An 18,153-nucleotide genomic window follows, 5' to 3' on the forward strand; every position below is an offset into this window, starting at 1 on the left:
CGTCGAGACCGAGGCCGAGGCCGCCCCGGCCCCCGCCCCGCAGCCGGCCGGCCGTCGCCGCCGCCGTGGCCGCGGAGCCGCCGCCGAGACCGCCGCGCCCGTGGCCCCGGCCGCCGCCGCGCCGTCCGGCCCGGTCACGCTGGCCGACGTAGAGCTGGTCGAGGAAGAGGCCGAGGCCGAGCTCGAGGGCTCCGCCGAGGACGACTTCGACGAGTCGGGCGACCGCCCGTCGCGCCGTCGCCGCCGCGGTGGCCGTCGCCGCCGTCGCGGTGAGGCCGCCGACCTCGACGAGTCCGCCGAGGAAGAGGCCGAGTCCGAGTCCGAGTCCGCCGAAGAGGCAGATGAGGAAGAGGCCGAGGACGACGAGGAGAACGGGGCCCTCGGCTCCAGCTCCAGCCGTCGTCGCCGGCGTCGTCGCCGTCGCAGCGGTGACGGTGGCACGGACGCCGACGCGGCCGAGGACGACGGTGTGCGCACGGTCGTCAAGGTCCGCGAGCCGCGCCCGGCGCGCGAGCGTTCCGAGTCCGTCGCCGGCTCCACCTCCTCCGACGAGGTCCAGTCCATCAAGGGCTCGACCCGCCTGGAGGCCAAGAAGCAGCGCCGCCGCGAGGGCCGCGAGCAGGGCCGCCGCCGCGTCCCGATCATCACCGAGGCCGAGTTCCTGGCCCGCCGCGAGGCCGTCGAGCGCGTCATGGTCGTCCGCCAGTCCGGCGAGCGCACCCAGATCGGCGTCCTCGAGGACAACGTGCTCGTCGAGCACTACGTCAACAAGGAAGAAGCCACCTCGTACGTCGGCAACGTCTACCTGGGCAAGGTCCAGAACGTGCTGCCGTCCATGGAGGCCGCCTTCATCGACATCGGCAAGGGCCGCAACGCCGTCCTGTACGCCGGTGAGGTCAACTTCGAGGCGCTCGGCATGGCCAACGGGCCGCGCCGCATCGAGTCGGCCCTCAAGTCCGGCCAGTCGGTCCTGGTGCAGGTCACCAAGGACCCGATCGGCCACAAGGGCGCCCGCCTGACCAGCCAGGTCTCGCTGCCCGGCCGCTACCTGGTCTACGTGCCCGAGGGCTCGATGACCGGCATCAGCCGCAAGCTGCCCGACACCGAGCGCGCGCGTCTGAAGACCATCCTCAAGAAGATCGTCCCCGAGGATGCGGGCGTCATCGTGCGCACCGCCGCCGAGGGCGCGAGCGAGGACGAGCTGCGCCGCGACGTCGAGCGTCTGCAGGCCCAGTGGGAGGACATCCAGAAGAAGTCGAAGCAGCTCACGACCTCTTCGCCGAGCCTCCTGTACGGCGAGCCGGACATGACCGTCCGCGTCGTGCGCGACATCTTCAACGAGGACTTCACCAAGGTCATCGTCAGCGGTGACAGCGCCTGGGAGACCATCCACGGCTACGTGAACCACGTGGCCCCGGACCTGGCCGACCGGCTGTCGCGCTGGACCTCCGAGGTGGACGTCTTCGCGACGTACCGGATCGACGAGCAGCTCGCCAAGGCGCTCGACCGCAAGGTGTGGCTGCCCTCGGGCGGTTCGCTTGTGATCGACAAGACCGAGGCGATGATCGTCATCGACGTCAACACCGGCAAGTTCACCGGTCAGGGCGGCAACCTCGAGGAGACCGTCACCAGGAACAACCTGGAGGCGGCCGAGGAGATCGTGCGCCAGCTGCGGCTGCGCGACCTCGGCGGCATCGTGGTCATCGACTTCATCGACATGGTCCTGGAGTCCAACCGCGACCTGGTCCTGCGGCGCATGCTGGAGTGCCTGGGCCGTGACCGCACCAAGCACCAGGTCGCCGAGGTGACCTCGCTGGGTCTGGTCCAGATGACCCGCAAGCGGGTGGGCCAGGGTCTGCTGGAGTCCTTCTCCGAGACCTGCGTCCACTGCAACGGCCGCGGCGTCATCGTGCACATGGAGACCCCGACCGTGGTCGGCGGCGGTGGCAACGGCAAGCGCTCCAAGCGCCGCGGTGGCCAGGCCGGACAGGAGCACGACCACGAGATCGAGGCCGTGGACACCGCCGAGGGCGACGTCTACGAGATCGAGACCGAGGCGGAGCTGGCCGCGGAGGTCGCCGCCCCCGTGGCGCTGTCCGAGCCCTCCTTCGCCACGGACGAGGAGCTCTACAGCAGCCCGGCCGAGGCCGAGGCCGCTGCCGGAGTGAGCGGGCGCCGCAACCGCCGCCGCGCCACCCGCAAGGCGACCGCTCCGGCGGGCGCCCCGCGCGGTGCGGCGACGGACCGTACCCCGGCGGCCGCGGCTCCCGCGGCCCCCGTGGCGGAGCCCGAGCCGGTCGTCGAGGCCGAGGAGGAGCTCGTCGAGGTCGTCGAGGCTGCAGAGCCCGAGGCCGCCGTCGAGATCGCCGAGGCGATCGTCGCGGAGCCGGTCGTGGAGGAGGCCCCCAAGGGCCGCACCCGCCGCCGCGCCACCCGGAAGGCGACCGCTCCGGCGGGCGCCCCGGCCGAGGCGGTCCAGGCCCCGGAGCCGGTGGCCGAGGCCCCCGTGGCCGCGCCGGAGCCGGAGCCCGAGGTCGTCGTCGAGGCCGCGCCGGTCGTCGTCGAGACCCCGGCCGAGCCTGTGGCTGAGGCCGCGCCGGCTCGTCCGCGTCGCCGTGCCACCCGTAAGGCCACCGCTCCGGCCGGTTCCCCGGCGGGCGCGGAGGCGGCCGTACTGGTCGTCGAGGCGCCGGTGGAGACCCTGGCGGAGACCCCGTCCGAGTCCGTCGTCGAGGAAGCCCCGGCGGCTCCCGCCAAGAAGGCGGTCCGCAAGACGGCCGCCAAGAAGGCGACCACGACCGCGGCGAAGAAGGCCCCGGCCAAGAAGGCGGCGGCCGTGAAGAAGACCGCGGCCAAGAAGACGACGACGGCCAAGACGGCGGCGAAGACGGCTGAGAAGAAGACGGTCGTGAAGCGGGCGACGAAGAAGACCTCGGCGGCCGAGCAGCAGACGCTGCCCTCCGTCTCGGCTCCGACCGAAGCCTGATCCGCGGATCCCGTTCCACCGGCCCCCGCCCGGCACCTCTTGGTGCCGGGCGGGGGCTTTGGCCTTCAGGGCTGCGCGGAGGCGTCTGCGCGGCCCGGCGGGTGGACCGCCGGACCCGGCCGTCCAGGGGAGGCCGGGAGGGCCCGTGCGGGGTGTCAGCGGCGTCGTACGGCCCGTCCCGGCCGCCGTGGACGGCCGGGCGCGCCCCTCTCCGAGACCCCGGCGTGACCCCGGTTTGACCCCTCCGACCGGGCCCCGTAACCTAGGTCGCTGGCGTGTCTATGCGCACGCCAATCCACTGAGCACCTCACCTCCCGGACCGCCTCGCGGCTCGGGGGAGGCCGGCCTGCGGTTCACGCGGGGCCGGCTGGCTTCAGGGGTTCCCGAACTCGAGTGAGAGAGAGATCCGCGTGTACGCCATCGTGCGCAGCGGTGGTCGCCAGCACAAGGTTGCTGTCGGCGACATCGTTGAAGTTGACAAGATTCCCACTGCCAAGGTTGGCGACACGGTCGAGCTCTCGACCCTGCTCGTTGTCGACGGCGAAGCCGTGACCAGCGACCCGTGGGTCCTGGCCGGCATCAAGGTCCAGGCCGAGATCGTGGACCACCACAAGGGTGCCAAGATCGACATCCTTCGGTACAAGAACAAGACCGGCTACCGCCGTCGCCAGGGTCACCGCCAGCAGTACACGGCGATCAAGGTCACCGGTATCCCCGCGGCTGCGAAGTAAGAGGGACTGAGACATGGCACACAAGAAGGGCGCATCGTCCACCCGGAACGGGCGCGATTCCAACGCTCAGCGGCTCGGCGTGAAGCGCTTCGGCGGTCAGGTCGTTTCCGCTGGTGAGATCCTCGTCCGCCAGCGCGGCACCCACTTCCACCCGGGTTCGGGTGTCGGTCGTGGTGGCGACGACACGCTGTTCGCGCTGCAGGCCGGTTCGGTCGAGTTCGGCACGCACCGTGGCCGCAAGGTCGTCAACATCGTTCCGGCCGCCTGATTCAGCTCTGCTGATCTGAAGCGTTCGTAACACCCCGAGGGCGGATCTCAACTCTTCCCGGCGCGAGCCGGGAAGAGAGGTCCGCCCTCGGCGCGTTGTCACATAGACACGTTTAATGGGTAGCAAGGCCTACCCCCCGGGTTTCCGGGACATTTCCGCTGTATCTGGAGGAACAACCATGACCACCTTCGTGGACCGCGTCGAGCTGCACGTCGCCGCGGGTAACGGGGGCCACGGCTGCGCCTCCGTTCACCGGGAGAAGTTCAAGCCGCTCGGCGGCCCCGATGGCGGCAACGGCGGCCGTGGCGGCGACGTCATCCTGGTGGTGGAGCAGTCGATCACCACCCTGCTGGAGTACCACCACAGCCCCCACCGCAAGGCCACCAACGGCAAGCCCGGCGCGGGCGACAACCGTTCCGGCAAGGACGGCGAGGACATGATCCTGCCGGTGCCGGACGGCACCGTCGTCCTCGACAAGGAGGGCAACGTCCTCGCCGACCTCGTCGGCCAGGGCACCACCTACGTGGCCGCCGAGGGCGGCCGCGGCGGCCTCGGCAACGCGGCGCTCTCCTCCGCCCGCCGCAAGGCCCCCGGCTTCGCGCTCCTCGGCGTACCCGGCACCGGCGGCGACGTCATCCTGGAGCTCAAGACCGTCGCCGACGTGGCGCTGGTCGGCTTCCCGAGCGCCGGCAAGTCCTCGCTGATCTCGGTGCTCTCCGCGGCCAAGCCGAAGATCGCCGACTACCCCTTCACCACCCTCGTCCCGAACCTGGGCGTCGTCACCGCCGGCTCGACGGTCTACACGATCGCCGACGTCCCGGGCCTCATCCCCGGCGCCAGCCAGGGCAAGGGCCTCGGCCTGGAGTTCCTGCGCCACGTCGAGCGCTGCTCGATCCTGGTGCACGTCCTGGACACCGCGACCCTGGAGTCCGACCGCGACCCGCTCGCCGACCTGGACGCCATCGAGGAGGAGCTGAAGCTCTACGGCGGCGGCTTGGAGAAGCGCCCGCGCCTCGTCGTCCTCAACAAGGTCGACATCCCCGACGGCCAGGACCTCGCCGACATCGTCCGTCCGGACCTGGAGGCCCGCGGCTACAAGGTCTTCGAGGTCTCCGCGGTCTCCCGTACGGGCCTCAAGGAGCTGTCCTACTTCCTCGCCGAGGTCATTGCGAAGTTCCGCGCCCGTACGCCGAAGCAGGAGGCGACCCGCATCGTCATCCGTCCGAAGGCCGTGGACGACTCGGGCTTCACCATCACCTACGACGAGGCCGAGGACGTGTACCGCGTGCGCGGCGAGAAGCCGGAGCGCTGGGTCCGCCAGACCGACTTCAACATCGACGAGGCCGTCGGCTACCTCGCCGACCGCCTCAACCGCCTCGGCGTCGAGGCGGCGCTGAAGAAGGCCGGTGCCCGTGCGGGTGACGGCGTCGCGATCGGTTCCGACGAGGACGCGGTCGTCTTCGACTGGGAGCCGACCATGATGGCCGGTGCCGAGATGCTGGGCCGCCGCGGTGAGGACCACCGTCTGGAGGCGCCGCGTCCGGCGACCACGCGCCGCAAGGAGAAGGAAGCCGAGCGGGATTCCGCCCAGAAGGAGTACGACGAGTTCCGTCCCTTCTGATCGGGCCGTTGCAGAGGGCGACGGCCGGGTCTCCGGCCGTCGTCACAGGCTCGTCACAGGATTCCGTTTATCCCCCGTTCGAGTGACCCGTCTTAAGGTCACGTTTACTCCGGTGGCCTAGGATCCACGGGTGACGAGCATCCATACCCCCACAGTTGCCGTCGTCGTGATCGCGTACAACGATGCCGCGCTCGTCGGTCAGGCCGTCTCTTCGGCCCTTGCCCAAGGCCCGGTCGTTGCCGAGGTCATCGCGGTCAACGATGCGTCCTCCGATGGCACCGCCGAGGTGCTGGACGAGCTGGCGGCCCGCCACTCCCGCGTGAAGGTCGTGCACCGCACGGAGAACAGCGGGGGCTGCGGCACCCCCCGCAACGACGGGATCGCGGCCGCCACCGCCCCGTACGTCATGTTCCTGGACAGTGACGACGTCCTGCCCCGCGGGGCGGTCGAGGCCCTGGTGAGCGCGGCCGGGGAGCACCGGTCGCCGGTCACCGTCGGGTCGTGCGTCCGCCGCGAACTGCCCGAGAGCCGCGACGTGCCCTGGGTGCCCGGCCTGTACGCGCCGGGCGAGGTCATCGAGCGCCCGGCGGACCGGCCGGAGCTGGTCCGGGACACCCTCTGCGTCAACAAGCTGTACGAGCGGGCCTTCCTGGACATGTACGGGATCCGCTTCCCGGACGGCCGGTTCATCTACGAGGACTTCGTCTTCACGGCCCGCGTACTGGCCGCCCGCCCCCGCATCGCGGTGATCGGCGACCTCGTCTACGTGTGGCACGTGCGCCGCAACGCCGCCCAGGTCTCCATCTCCCTGGACCGCAAGGACGTCGGCAACTGGAGTGCCCGCGTGGAGGCCCACCGCGTGGCCTCCCGGCTCATGAAGGCGTCCTCCCCCGAGCTGGGCCGGGCCTGCCAGGTGAAGTTCCTGGAGTACGACCTGCGCATGTACCTGCGCGAGCTCGGCGATGACCCCGACTACCAGGCCGCCTGGTGGACGCTGACCCGTGACTACGTCGCCGGGTTCTCCGAAGCCGACATCGAGGCCGCCGGGGCGCACGCCCGCTGGATCGTACGAGTGCTGCGCGCCACCGAGGTGCCGCCCGCCCCCGCCGACCTGCTGCGGCTGACCCGCTTCGCCGCCGACCCGCCCCGCCTGCTGCCCCCGTACGCGACCAACCCCTCCGGGACGCCGGTCTGGAGCGACACGCTGCCGGTCGAGCTGGACCGGCTGGACGAGCTCGAGACGGCGGACCTGCCCGTCACCATCGACGCCGAACCGAACGGCTGCGCAGGGCTCCGGATCCAGGTGCACGACCTGTACGGGCGGCTCGCCGCGGCCGGCCCGCGCACCGTCCAGCTGCGCTTCCAGCCCCGGGGCGACCTGGGGGAGCTGCTGGTCGCCGAGCCGGTGGAGCTCACCCCCGCCGGGGACGGCCACCGGTGGACCGCGGAGCTGCCCTTCCGGCTCACCACGCTGGCCCGCCTCGGGCGGGGCGAGGGCCGGCGGGGCCTGCAGGCGTGGGACGTGAAACTGAACGTGGAGTGCGCCGACGGGAGCTCCGTGCTCACCTCCCCCCGCCCCCTCAGCCGCCTGCTCCACCGACGGGTGATGCCCAGCAGCCGGTACGGTGTGCTGTTGGCGCAGCCGTACCGCACGACCGGGGGATCCCTGGCGCTGCGGCTCGCGCCCGGTGCCGCGGGTGTCATGAGCCTGGCCCGTCACCGGTTCCACCGGGCGCGCATAGTGCGCGGCTAGAGCGGAACGCGGTTGGACGGTCCGGCGCCGGACGAGACGTACGAAAGATATTTGGGGAGACACGCATGACGTTTCTGATCACTGGTGGGGCCGGTTACATCGGGGCGCACGTCGTCCGCGCGATGCTGCTTGCGGGTGAGGAGGTGGTGGTGCTGGACGACCTCTCGACCGGCAAGGCCGCCCGTGTCCCGGAGGGCGTTCCGCTGGTGGTCGGTTCCGTACTGGACCGGAAGTTCCTCGACGAGACCTTCGCCCGGCACCAGATCACCGGCGTGGTCCACCTGGCGGGCAAGAAGCAGGTCGGCGAGTCCGTCGAGAAGCCGCTGCACTACTACGAGGAGAACGTGGGCGGCCTCACCGTCCTGCTCCAGGCCGTGGCCGCCGCGGGCGTGCGCAACTTCCTCTTCTCCTCCTCCGCCTCGGTGTACGGGATGCCGGACGTGGACCTCGTCACCGAGGGCACCCCGTGCCTGCCGCTCAGCCCGTACGGCGAGACGAAGCTGGCGGGCGAATGGATCGTCCGCGCCGCGGGCAAGGCCCACGGCATCTCCACCGCGTGCCTGCGCTACTTCAACGTGGCGGGCGCCGCGACCCCCGAGCTCGCCGACACCGGGGTCTTCAACCTGGTTCCGATGATCTTCGAGCGGTTCGACAAGGGCGAGGGCGCCCGGATCTTCGGTGACGACTACGCGACCGCGGACGGCACCTGCATCCGCGACTACATCCACGTCGCCGACCTCGCGGAGGCCCACGTGGTGGCCGCCCGCAAGCTCGTCGAATGGGGCGCGCAGGGCGAGTACAAGGACCTCACCGTCAACATCGGCCGCGGCGAGGGCGTTTCCGTCCGCGAGATGGTCGAGCTGGTGAACGAGGTCACCGGGCACACCGATCCCGCGTTCGCGCCCGCGGTCTCCCCGCGCCGCGCCGGCGACCCGGCGAAGGTCGTCGCCTCCGCCGACCGGATCTCCGCGGAGCTGGGCTGGAAGGCCCGCCACGACGTCCGCGAGATGATCACCTCGGCCTGGGAGGGCTGGGAGGCCCACCGCAAGGCCTGAGGCCCGTAGAGCGTACGAAGAAGCCGCCCGCCCCGGTCGATTCCGGGGCGGGCGGCTTCGTAGGTACGCAGTACGCCGGCTCAGCGCGTCGGGCTCAGCGCTCCAGGAAGGAGAACAGCTCCTCCCACCGGTCGGTGATCTCGGCGCTGGAGTACCGCTGCACATTGCGGAAGGCGGCGTCGCCGAGCCGGTCGCGCAGTTCGCGGCCGGCCATCAGCCGGTCCAGCTGTCCGGCCAGCTCCATCGTGTTGCCGAGCCGGGCCAGCAGCCCGTCCTCGCCGTGCGTCACGATCTCCCGTACGCCCGGCGCGCAGTCGAAGGCGGCCACCGGCACGCCCGCGGCCATCGCCTCGAGCAGCGTGATCGGGAAGCCCTCGGCGCGCGAGGCCTGGGCGAAGACGGAGGCTCCGTTCAGCGCGCCCAGCACGTCACTGGTGCTGCCCATCCACTCCACGGAGTCCTCCAGGCCGAGCCCGGCGGCGTGCGCCCGCAGGGTCGCCTCCTCCAGGCCCGCCCCGTAGATCCGCAGGACCCAGTCGGGGTGGTGCGGGGAGGCGTCGGCCCAGGCGTCGAGCAGCAGGTCCACGCCCTTCTCGAAGGCGAGGCGGCCGACGCTCGCCACGACCTTCTCGGTGCGCGGCGCGGGGGAGGCCGGCATGAACGGCAGCGGGTTCGGCATGCTGGAGACGTTCTCCATGCCCGAGCGGATCCAGAGGTCGGAGTCCTCGGGGGTCAGCACGAGCATGCGGTCGACGTCCCGGTAGAACCGGCGGACCCGCTGGCCCCGGGTGGACTTGTTGCTGGCCTCGAAGGACTCGTGGCTCATGCCGATGACGGTGCAGCCCTTGGTGTCGGCGAGGGCCACCCACTCCATCGCCCAGACCTGGGTGACGATCACCACGGCGCCGGGGCGGGCCGCGCGCAGCAGCGCGCCCAACCGGTCCGCCTTGGCGCGCATCTTCGCCCGGCGGGCCGCCTGGCGGCGCCGTTCGGGTGCGTTGAGCCGGCCCTTGATGCCGTGCAGCCTACGGGCCGCCGGCGGGTGGGCCTCGTACAGCGTGGTCACCGCGTAGGGCAGGTCCGCCGGGAGCTGCTGGCGGATCTCCTCGGCGACGGGGGCGATGCCGATGACGTGCACCCGGTGTCCGCGGTCGCTGAACAGCCGGGCCATCTGGTGCGACCAGGTGGTCACGCCGCCGAGCTCGTCCACGCTGTTGGAGACGAGGAAGATGTCACGACCGCCGACGGCCCCCTCCGAGGCTTCCGGGGCTTCCGGGGCGGTGGAAGTCTGCTGGCTCACTTGCCGCTCCTGGTGAAGAACTTCTCGACGATCCGGCGGGCCGCGTCCCCGCGGTCGTACTCGCCGAACTCGGCGAGGAAACGCTGGCGCGCCTCGGCGTACTTGGCATCCGCCTCGTCGAAGGCGGCGAGGGCCTGGAGCAGTTCGTCCGCGGTGGCGACCACCGGGCCCGGGGCCTTCTCCTTGAGGTCGAAGTACGTGCCGCGGATGTCGTTCGCGTACTTCTCGTAGTCGTACGCGAAGAACAGCATCGGCCGGTCCAGGACCGCGTAGTCGAACATCACGGACGAGTAGTCGGTGATCAGCCCGTCGGCGAGCGCCAACAGCGGAGTGATGTCGTGGTGCTTGGACACGTCGATGACCCGGCCCGCGACCGAAGGCGGCAGCGTGACGCTGTTGAGGTAGTGGGTGCGCACCAGCAGCGTGAAGCGGTCGCCGAGCCGGTCGGCGAACTCCTCCACGTCGAAGGGGAACTCGAAGCCCTCCACCGCGCCGTCCGCGTTCGCCCGGAAGGTCGGCGCGTACAGCAGCACCTTCTTCTCCGGGTCGATCCCGAACTCGCCGGCCAGGGCGCCGCGGACCCGCTCGCCGCTGTTCGCCTCGGAGCGGTGGGCCGCGACCAGGGCGTCGTTGCGCGGGTATCCGGTGCGCAGCAGCACCTCGTCACGCAGCCGGAAACCCTTGGCGAGGGTGCGGGCGTCGTGCTCGGAACGGATCAGGAAGTGGTCGAAGCGGTCGACGGCCGCCTGGAAGCGGCCCTGGCCCGCACGGTCCTGCGCCTTGGTGCGGGGCTCGTGGAAGCCCATCCGCTTCAGTGCCGAGCCGTGCCAGGTCTGGATGTACGTGGTCCCCTGGCGCTTGGCCAGCGCCAGCGGGAAGCCCTGGTTGTCGATCCAGAACTCGGCCTGCGCCAGCGCCCGCAGGTAGGCCCAGCTCCAACGCCGCACCAGGGTGGCCTCCTTGGGGAAGCCGGTGGGGCGGCCGCCCGCGTACGACCAGATCGCCTCGAACTGCACGCCGGAGCGCACCAGTTCCTCGTAGATCGCCTTCGGGCTGTCGCTGTACTGCTTGCCCATGTGGCTCTCGAAGACGACCGTGCCCTTCTTGATGGGCAGCTTCGAGAAGACCTCGTGGTAGACCTTCACCTTCTGCTCGCCCGAGCCGATGTTGCGGCGGGCCCGCAGGGCCCTGCGTAGGCCCCGCTTGACCACGCCCGCGGCCTTGCCGTGCATCGCGCTGTTGATCAGCGTCTGGGTGCGCACGGCGGCGGCGCCCTCGGCGGTCAGGACGTAGGAGAGGTTGCCCTTCTTGGTCATCTCCGGCTCGAAGCGGTCGGAGACCAGCCGGGTCAGCCTCGGGCGCACCCGCAGCCGGGCGGCCTTCTCCAGGTCGACCCCGCCGACGGAGACGCGGGTGGTGACCCGGTCGCTGCCGGCCGTCAACTTCAGGCGTACGTCCCAGACCGCGTCGATGATGCCGAGCGGGCGGACCGTGCTGCCGATGTCGGCCGTGGCCTTCCACTCGATCGTGTCACCGGCGTGGCGCACGGTTGCCACCGGGAAGCTGAAGGAGCGGACGCCGATCTGCCGGCGGGCCCGGAACTCCAGCGAGGCCTTCAGCTCCGCCTCGGGGCGGATCCGGCCCAGCGGGTTCACCACGGCACCCGACAGGGTGACCGTGCCGCGGCCGTCGTCCTCGTACGCGGTGAGGCGGTTGCCCAGGGTGAGGGAGCCGAGCGGCGCACCGGCGTAGCCCTGGTCGGTGACGTCCAGTATCCGGCGGGCCTCGTCGGCGTCGGGGCCGTCGATGTGCCGGCCGCACCAGTAGACGCGCCCGTCGCGCTCGGCGAGCGGGGAGGTGAGCCGGCCCTGGTTGGTCATGGCGTCGGCGGCGGGCAGGAGGTTGTCCCAGTCCTCCTTGCCGAGCAGGTAGGCGCAGATGGCCTGGAGGTTGCTGACGTTGTCGTACGCGGCCGGGTCGATGCCGGCCAGGTAGCCGTTGGCCAGCCGGGCGAACTCCTGGCGGTAGGCGTCACCGAGCAGGGGCAGGTCCCGCAGGTGGAGCACCAGGTCGTGCTTGAGGAACTTGGCGTCCTTCGCGGACTTGATCTCCGCGTGGCCCTTGGCCGCCAGCAGCTCGTCGACGCGGCGGTGGATCTCCATCCGGTGGACGAAGTTCTCGATCTCGTGGCGCCGGTTGCTGATCGACTTCGCCGAGGCCTTCTCGATCACGTTCCAGTAGTAGACGTGGTTCGGGATGAGCGTGATGCGGCGGGCGGCGACGTAGGCCTGCGCGGAGAAGAGCAGGTCCTCGTAGTGGATGCCCACCGGGAATTCCAGGCCCTGCTCCAGCAGGAACGCGCGCCGGTAGCACTTGTTCGTGGAGAGGGTGTCGTAGACCAGCAGGTCCGGGTACTCGGTGATCGACTCCAGCGTGCGGGTGCGCGCGTAGATCCACGGGTACCACTCGGTGGTCTTGCCCCAACGGTTGTCGAGGTGGACCCGGACGCACATGCCCGAGACCAGGTCGGACCCGGTCCGCTCGGCGGCGTCCAGCATGTTGCGGCAGGCATTGCGTTCCAGCACGTCATCGCTGTCCAGGAACATGACGTAGGTTCCGGTGGCCTGCTGGATGCCGTGATTGCGCGGGGCGCCGCAGCCCCCGCTGTTCTCCGGCAGCCGGAAGGCGCGCACCCTCCCCGGATGCGCGGTTTCGAGCTCCTGGGCGACCGCGTAGGACCCGTCCTTGCTGAAGTCGTCGACGATCACGACTTCGACCCCGTGCAGGGTCTGGTCCAAAACCGACTGGACGGCTGCCGGGAGACGCTCTGCGTCGTTGTAGACGATGACGACCACGGAGACGTCAGGCACGTGCACCTCGATCCCTCTGTTTCATTCCGCTTATCCCGTCAAAGCTACCGTGTGCCGCACTCACCCCAGGCAGGGCAACCACCGCCGTGCATACTTCTAAGGAAGAGGTGAGTGGCAGGTCCGGTCGCCGTAAATCACCCGTTCGGACCGCAGGAAGTGTTCATGAAGCTGTCTGTAGTAGTCCCTTGCTACAACGAGGAAGCCGTCATCGACAGCTTCGACACGGAGATCCGCAAGGTCCTGGACGCCCTTCCGGTCGAGTACGAGGTCTGCTACGTCGACGACGGAAGCCGCGACGGAACCCTCGGCAAGCTCCGCAAGATCGCGGCCCAGCACGGCGACCGGACCCGCTACGTCTCCTTCAGCCGAAACTTCGGCAAGGAGGCCGGCATGCTCGCCGGCCTGCGCGAGGCGACCGGCGACGCCGTGGTCATCATGGACGCGGACCTCCAGCACCCGCCCGAGCTCATCGCCACGATGCTCGACTACTACCGGCAGGGCCACGACCAGATCATTGCCCGCCGCACCCGCGAAGGGGACAAGAAGCTCCGCACGGCGCTGAGCCGCCTCTACTACCGGGGCATCAACCGCTGGGTCGACGTGGAGCTCACCGACGGCGTCGGCGACTTCCGGCTGCTGTCCCGGCCGGCCGTGGACGCCCTGCTGTCGCTGCCCGAGTACAACCGCTTCTCCAAGGGGCTGTTCTCCTGGATCGGCTTCGACACGGTCCACTTCGACTACCGCAACGCGCAGCGCGAGGCCGGCGAGACGAAGTGGAAGTTCGGCGCGCTGCTGAACTACGGCATGGACGGGCTCATCTCCTTCAACAACCGGCCGCTGCGCATCGGTATCTGGGTGGGCGTGTCGCTGGTGGCCCTGACGGGGCTCTACGCCCTGTGGATCGCCGTCATGGCGATGACCAACGGGGTGGACTCCCCGGGATACGTCACGATCGTCGCGCTCATCGCGGGCCTGGGCGGCGTCCAGATGATCATGCTGGGACTGATCGGCGAGTACATCGGCCGCATCTACTACGAAACCAAGCGCCGGCCGCACTTCCTGGTGAAGGAGGCGCACGGCGCCGACCGGGTGGCCGCGTCCACCGACGTCCGGGACGCGCTGCTGCCCGAGGCCCAGGCCGTGATCGCGGAGCGAAGCAACTGATGGCACCCACGACGAACGAGCGGCCGGCCCCCGACCGGAAGGCCCAGCTCGCCCAGATCCTCCGGTTCGGCCTGGTGGGCGGAGTCAACACCGGAACCTTCTACGCCATCTACCTGCTCCTGCACCCCTTCATGCCGTACTTCGCCGCCTACTCCATCGCCTTCGTGCTGGCGATGGTCGGCTCGTTCTTCATGAACACCTACTTCACCTACCGCACCAGGCCGACGTGGAAGAAGTTCCTGCTCTTCCCGCTGACCAACGTCACGAACTACGTGATCCAGTCCGCGGGTCTGTACGCCCTGGTCACCTGGGCGGGCATGCCCACCGAGATCGCGCCCCTGGTCGCGGCCGTCGTGGCCATCCCGTTCACCTACGTCCTCTCGCGCAAGATCCTCATTCCGGGGACGGGCGAGAAGCCCGCGGAACCGGAGCAGACCCACAGCGCGTCCACGGTCTGAAACCCCTGGGCGGCCCCGCCCGGACACCCCGTAGATTGAACGGGCAGGTTCGCAGGTTCGTGTTCGGCGAGGGTCAAGGGTCAGGGGACAGAAGTGTCAGCGGCTAGGCAGGGTGTGCTCGACGCGCGCAGGATCGTGGTCAAGGTCGGCTCCTCCTCCCTGACCACGGCGGCCGGCGGACTGGACGCCGACCGGGTGGACGCGCTGGTCGACGTACTGGCCAAGGCGCGCAGCGGCGGCGAGAAGGAGATCGTCCTGGTCTCCAGCGGAGCCATCGCCGCCGGACTCTCCCCGCTCGGCCTGCGCCGCCGCCCCACCGACCTGGCCCGCCAGCAGGCCGCCGCGAGCGTCGGCCAGGGCCTGCTCGTCGCCCGCTACACGGCCTCCTTCGCCCGGTACGGCGTACGCGTCGGCCAGGTGCTCCTGACCACCGACGACACGAGCCGGCGCGCGCACTACCGCAACGCCTACCGGACCCTGGACCAGCTCCTGGCCATGGGGGCGCTGCCCGTCGTCAACGAGAACGACACGGTCGCCACCGACGAGATCCGCTTCGGCGACAACGACCGCCTCGCCGCACTCGTGGCCCACCTGGTCCGCGCCGACCTCCTCGTCCTGCTCTCGGACGTCGACGGCCTCTACGACGGGGACCCGTCCCAGCCCGGCACCAGCCGCATCGACGAGGTGCGCGGCCCCGAGGACATCGCCCACGTCACCATCGGCAGCGTCGGCAAGGCGGGCGTCGGCACCGGCGGCATGGCCACCAAGGTCGAGGCGGCGCGCATCGCCGCGGCAGCCGGCATCCCCGTCGTCCTGACCTCGGCCAGCCAGGCCGCGGACGCCCTGGCCGGACGGGCGACCGGCACCCTCTTCCACTCCACCGGACGCCGCTCCACGGACCGGCTGCTCTGGCTCCAGCACGCTTCGACCCCGCAGGGACACCTCGTCCTGGACGACGGCGCCGTCCGCGCGGTCACCGAACGCGGCAGCTCGCTGCTGCCCGCCGGCATCGCCTCGGTCGAGGGCGACTTCGTCGCCGGGGACCCCGTGGAACTGCGCGCGGCCGACGGCCGGGCGGTGGCGCGCGGCCTCGTCAACTTCGACGCCAAGGAGCTCCCGCAGCTCCTCGGCCGCTCCACGCGCGAGCTCGCGCGGGAACTCGGACCCGAGTACGAGCGGGAGGTCGTCCACCGTGACGATCTGGTCCTGCTGCAGGGCTGAGGTTCGGTAAAACCGCCGCGCGGTGAGCCGAGGACTGGTCAACTGTGAGGGGCGGACACGCGTAGCGCAGGACAAGGAGGCGGCTGGTGAGACGAGCGCTGACCAGCGTCGGCACCGGGGACGGTGACGTCGGCGGGAGCGGCGAGGACCGGGACGCCTCCCGCCTCTGGCACATCACCCTGAGCGTCTCCGGGAAGCCCGCGCCGCTGTGTGACGTACGCCGTGGGCTGGAGCAGCTCGCCCATGACCACCCCTTCCTGCTGACCAGCCGCTACGCCGACGACCACGCGGAGATCCGCTACTGGGAGGAAGCTCGCGACCTCCACGACGCGGCGGCCGTGGCGCTGCGGCTCTGGGGGGAACACCGCTCCTCGGCGAAGCTCCCGCCCTGGGAGATCGTCGGCCTGGAAGTGATCGACCGCGCCACCTACCACCAACGCGTCGCCGAAGGCTACGGCCCACCCCCGGCCCACCCCATGGGCGTGCACCCCTATTAACGCGCGGGACTCCGTCCGGCGGTGGCGGGTCGGTGCTGCCGCCACTGCCGTCCCGGCGCGGGGTCTGGGGCGGAGCCCCAGGGTCTTTCCGGATCCGGGCGGAGCCCGGGGAACGGTGGAAGGGCGGGTAGGGACCTCGCCCCGCAGGGCCGACCCACCCGCACCCGCCCACCCGAGCCTCGCGTCGGGAAGGAAGGGCGTCTCGCGGGGTGGAACCCCATCGGCGCGGGGGTGGGCGGGGATTACCCTGGCGGCATGACCTCGCTCGATGCCACGACCTCGCCCGTGATCGCCACCGCGCAAGCCGCCCGGACCGCCGCCGCGGCCATCGCCCCCCTCCCGCGGTCCGCCAAGGACAAGGCCCTGCTGGCCATCGCGGACGCGCTGGAGGCCCGTACGGCCGAGATCGTCGAGGCCAACGCCGTCGACACGGCGAAGGCGGCCGCCGCCGGGACCAGTGAGACCGTCATCGACCGTCTCACCCTCACCCCCGACCGCATCGCGGCCATCGCCTCCGACGTCCGCGACGTCGCGGCCCTGCCCGACCCCGTCGGCGAGGTCGTCCGCGGCTCCACCCTCCCCAACGGGATCGACCTGCGCCAGATCCGCGTCCCGCTCGGCGTCGTCGGCATCATCTACGAGGCCCGTCCCAACGTCACCGTCGACGCCGCCGCACTGTGCCTGAAGTCCGGCAACGCCGTCCTCCTGCGCGGCTCCTCCTCGGCCTACGCCTCCAACTCCGCCCTCGTCGGCATCCTGCGCGACGCCGTCGTCTCGGCCGGTCTCCCCGCCGACGCCATCCAGCTCGTACCGGGCGAGTCCCGCGACTCCGTCCGCGAGCTGATGCGCGCCCGCGGTCTCGTCGACGTCCTCATCCCGCGCGGCGGCGCCTCGCTCATCAAGACCGTCGTCGAGGAATCCATCGTCCCGGTCATCGAGACCGGTACCGGCAACTGCCACGTCTACGTGGACGCCCAGGCCGATCTGGCCATGGCCGTGGACATCCTCGTCAACTCCAAGGCCCAGCGCCCCTCGGTCTGCAACTCCGCGGAGACCCTGCTCGTCCACCGGGACATCGCCGACGCCTTCCTGCCCCTCGCCCTGGACGCCCTCGCCGACGCAGGCGTGACCGTCCACGGCGACGAGCGGGTGCTCGCGTACGCGGAGGACTCCAAGGTCACCGCCCTCCCCGCCACCGACGAGGACTGGGCCGCCGAGTACCTCTCGTACGACATCGCCGCCGGTGTCGTGGACTCCCTCGACGAGGCCGTCGCCCACATCCGCCGCTGGACCTCCGGCCACACCGAGGCGATCGTCACCACCTCGCAGGCCGCCGCCCGCCTCTTCACCCAGCTGGTCGACTCGACCACGGTTGCCGTGAATGCCTCCACCCGGTTCACGGACGGTGGTCAGTTCGGCTTCGGCGCGGAGATCGGCATTTCCACGCAGAAGCTGCACGCCCGGGGCCCGATGGGACTTCCCGAGCTCACCTCGACCAAGTACATCGTCACCGGCGACGGTCACGTACGGTAGTCGACGCCTGAACACGGTGTGGCCGGATTTCGGCGTACGCCCTGCCCAAAGGTGTTCCTCAGGTCTACGCTGGTTCCGTGCCGGACGACGTGGGGGGCAAACCGTTCCCGGACGACGGGGAGCCCGACGACGACCGCGGAGGCGCGGACAAGGACTTCGCCTCCGTGGTGTTCGACGAGGACTTCGTCCGGAACGCCGAGATCCGTGAACCGAGCGCCGCAGAGCGCCAGCGGGCCGGCGATCGGGCGCGCGCCGAGGCGGCCGAGGCCGCCCGCGCCGCCTTCGCCGGCGGCTGGACCGGCGACGAGGACTACGACGCGTACGCCTACGGCGGCGCCGACGGCTACCACTCCGACGACTCGGGCTGGGACCACGGCCACGGAGCAGGCTCCGGGGAAGGCCCGTACGGGGCCTACGGCGGCAGCCTGCGCCCCTACCGCGGCCGCTCGCCGTGGCTGCGCCCGGTCGCCTGGGTGCTCGCCTTCGTGATGGGCCTCGGCATGATCGCGCTCGCCTTCAGCGCCGTGTACCGCAGCGCGGCGAGCGACGCGGAACCGGCTCCGGCCCCCGCCAGCGTCCCGATGGGCGAAGTCACCGGCGCCGGAGCGTTTATGGACCGCGTCAGCCGCCAACCCTGAAGGTACGACCCCGCTCCCCATCGCCGGAGCCGGGGGCTTCTCTGGAGCGGGGACAGCG

General features: G+C 71.0%; 14 protein-coding genes. 12 read left to right on the forward strand and 2 right to left on the reverse strand.

The window, feature by feature from the left end; all coding sequences use genetic code 11:
- The 6 genes from ACFVX6_RS31650 to galE form a co-directional block, all read left to right on the forward strand.
- Positions 1-2,986: ribonuclease E/G (locus ACFVX6_RS31650; RefSeq protein WP_389697295.1), on the forward strand; the 2,986-nt coding region annotated here is incomplete at its 5' end.
- A gap of 410 nt (positions 2,987-3,396) precedes the next feature.
- Positions 3,397-3,717, forward strand: a complete 321-nt coding sequence (gene rplU, locus ACFVX6_RS31655; protein ID WP_214950890.1) for a 50S ribosomal protein L21 — start codon at positions 3,397-3,399, stop codon at positions 3,715-3,717.
- Positions 3,718-3,730: 13 nt separating this feature from the next.
- Positions 3,731-3,985: a 50S ribosomal protein L27 gene (rpmA, locus tag ACFVX6_RS31660; RefSeq protein ID WP_030013081.1), complete on the forward strand. Its 255-nt coding sequence runs from the start codon at positions 3,731-3,733 to the stop codon at positions 3,983-3,985.
- A gap of 178 nt (positions 3,986-4,163) precedes the next feature.
- Entirely contained in the window at positions 4,164-5,606 is a 1,443-nt protein-coding gene (obgE, locus tag ACFVX6_RS31665; protein ID WP_389697298.1) for a GTPase ObgE, read from the forward strand.
- 130 nt (positions 5,607-5,736) lie between these two features.
- The gene (locus tag ACFVX6_RS31670; protein ID WP_389697300.1) at positions 5,737-7,359 is read left to right on the forward strand and encodes a glycosyltransferase family 2 protein; all 1,623 of its coding nucleotides are present in this window, start codon (positions 5,737-5,739) and stop codon (positions 7,357-7,359) included.
- Positions 7,360-7,424: 65 nt separating this feature from the next.
- Complete coding sequence (gene galE, locus ACFVX6_RS31675) at positions 7,425-8,414, forward strand: UDP-glucose 4-epimerase GalE (RefSeq protein ID WP_389697302.1); 990 nt, start codon at positions 7,425-7,427, stop codon at positions 8,412-8,414.
- Positions 8,415-8,508: 94 nt separating this feature from the next.
- Here the strand turns inward: galE and ACFVX6_RS31680 are convergent, their stop codons facing one another.
- Positions 8,509-9,714 carry a glycosyltransferase gene (locus ACFVX6_RS31680; RefSeq protein ID WP_389697304.1) on the reverse strand — a complete coding sequence of 402 codons (1,206 nt, stop codon included), beginning with the start codon at positions 9,712-9,714 and terminating at the stop codon, positions 8,509-8,511.
- Entirely contained in the window at positions 9,711-12,590 is a 2,880-nt protein-coding gene (locus tag ACFVX6_RS31685) for a CDP-glycerol glycerophosphotransferase family protein (protein WP_389697306.1), read from the reverse strand. Before ACFVX6_RS31685 ends, ACFVX6_RS31680 begins: the two co-directional genes overlap by 4 nt.
- Positions 12,591-12,746: 156 nt before the next feature.
- Between ACFVX6_RS31685 and ACFVX6_RS31690 the strand changes: the two genes are divergently transcribed.
- From ACFVX6_RS31690 to ACFVX6_RS31715, 6 genes are all read left to right on the forward strand, one after another.
- On the forward strand, positions 12,747-13,748 hold the full coding sequence (locus tag ACFVX6_RS31690; RefSeq protein WP_389697308.1) for a glycosyltransferase family 2 protein: 1,002 nt from the start codon (positions 12,747-12,749) through the stop codon (positions 13,746-13,748).
- Positions 13,748-14,206 carry a GtrA family protein gene (locus tag ACFVX6_RS31695; protein WP_389697310.1) on the forward strand — a complete coding sequence of 153 codons (459 nt, stop codon included), beginning with the start codon at positions 13,748-13,750 and terminating at the stop codon, positions 14,204-14,206. The genes ACFVX6_RS31690 and ACFVX6_RS31695 overlap by 1 nt, the downstream gene beginning before the upstream one ends.
- Positions 14,207-14,299: 93 nt before the next feature.
- Positions 14,300-15,427: a glutamate 5-kinase gene (gene proB / locus ACFVX6_RS31700; RefSeq protein WP_389697312.1), complete on the forward strand. Its 1,128-nt coding sequence runs from the start codon at positions 14,300-14,302 to the stop codon at positions 15,425-15,427.
- Positions 15,428-15,525: 98 nt separating this feature from the next.
- Positions 15,526-15,924, forward strand: coding sequence for a hypothetical protein (locus ACFVX6_RS31705; RefSeq protein ID WP_389697340.1), 399 nt, complete (start codon positions 15,526-15,528; stop codon positions 15,922-15,924).
- Positions 15,925-16,179: 255 nt separating this feature from the next.
- Positions 16,180-17,457 carry a glutamate-5-semialdehyde dehydrogenase gene (locus ACFVX6_RS31710; protein WP_389697314.1) on the forward strand — a complete coding sequence of 426 codons (1,278 nt, stop codon included), beginning with the start codon at positions 16,180-16,182 and terminating at the stop codon, positions 17,455-17,457.
- A 77-nt stretch (positions 17,458-17,534) separates the two neighbouring features.
- On the forward strand, positions 17,535-18,095 hold the full coding sequence (locus ACFVX6_RS31715) for a hypothetical protein (RefSeq protein WP_389697316.1): 561 nt from the start codon (positions 17,535-17,537) through the stop codon (positions 18,093-18,095).
- Positions 18,096-18,153 lie beyond the last annotated feature (58 nt).

The organism is Streptomyces sp. NPDC058289 (assembly GCF_042880975.1).
In the GTDB taxonomy this organism is placed as follows: Bacteria; Actinomycetota; Actinomycetes; order Streptomycetales; family Streptomycetaceae; genus Streptomyces; species Streptomyces stoeckheimensis.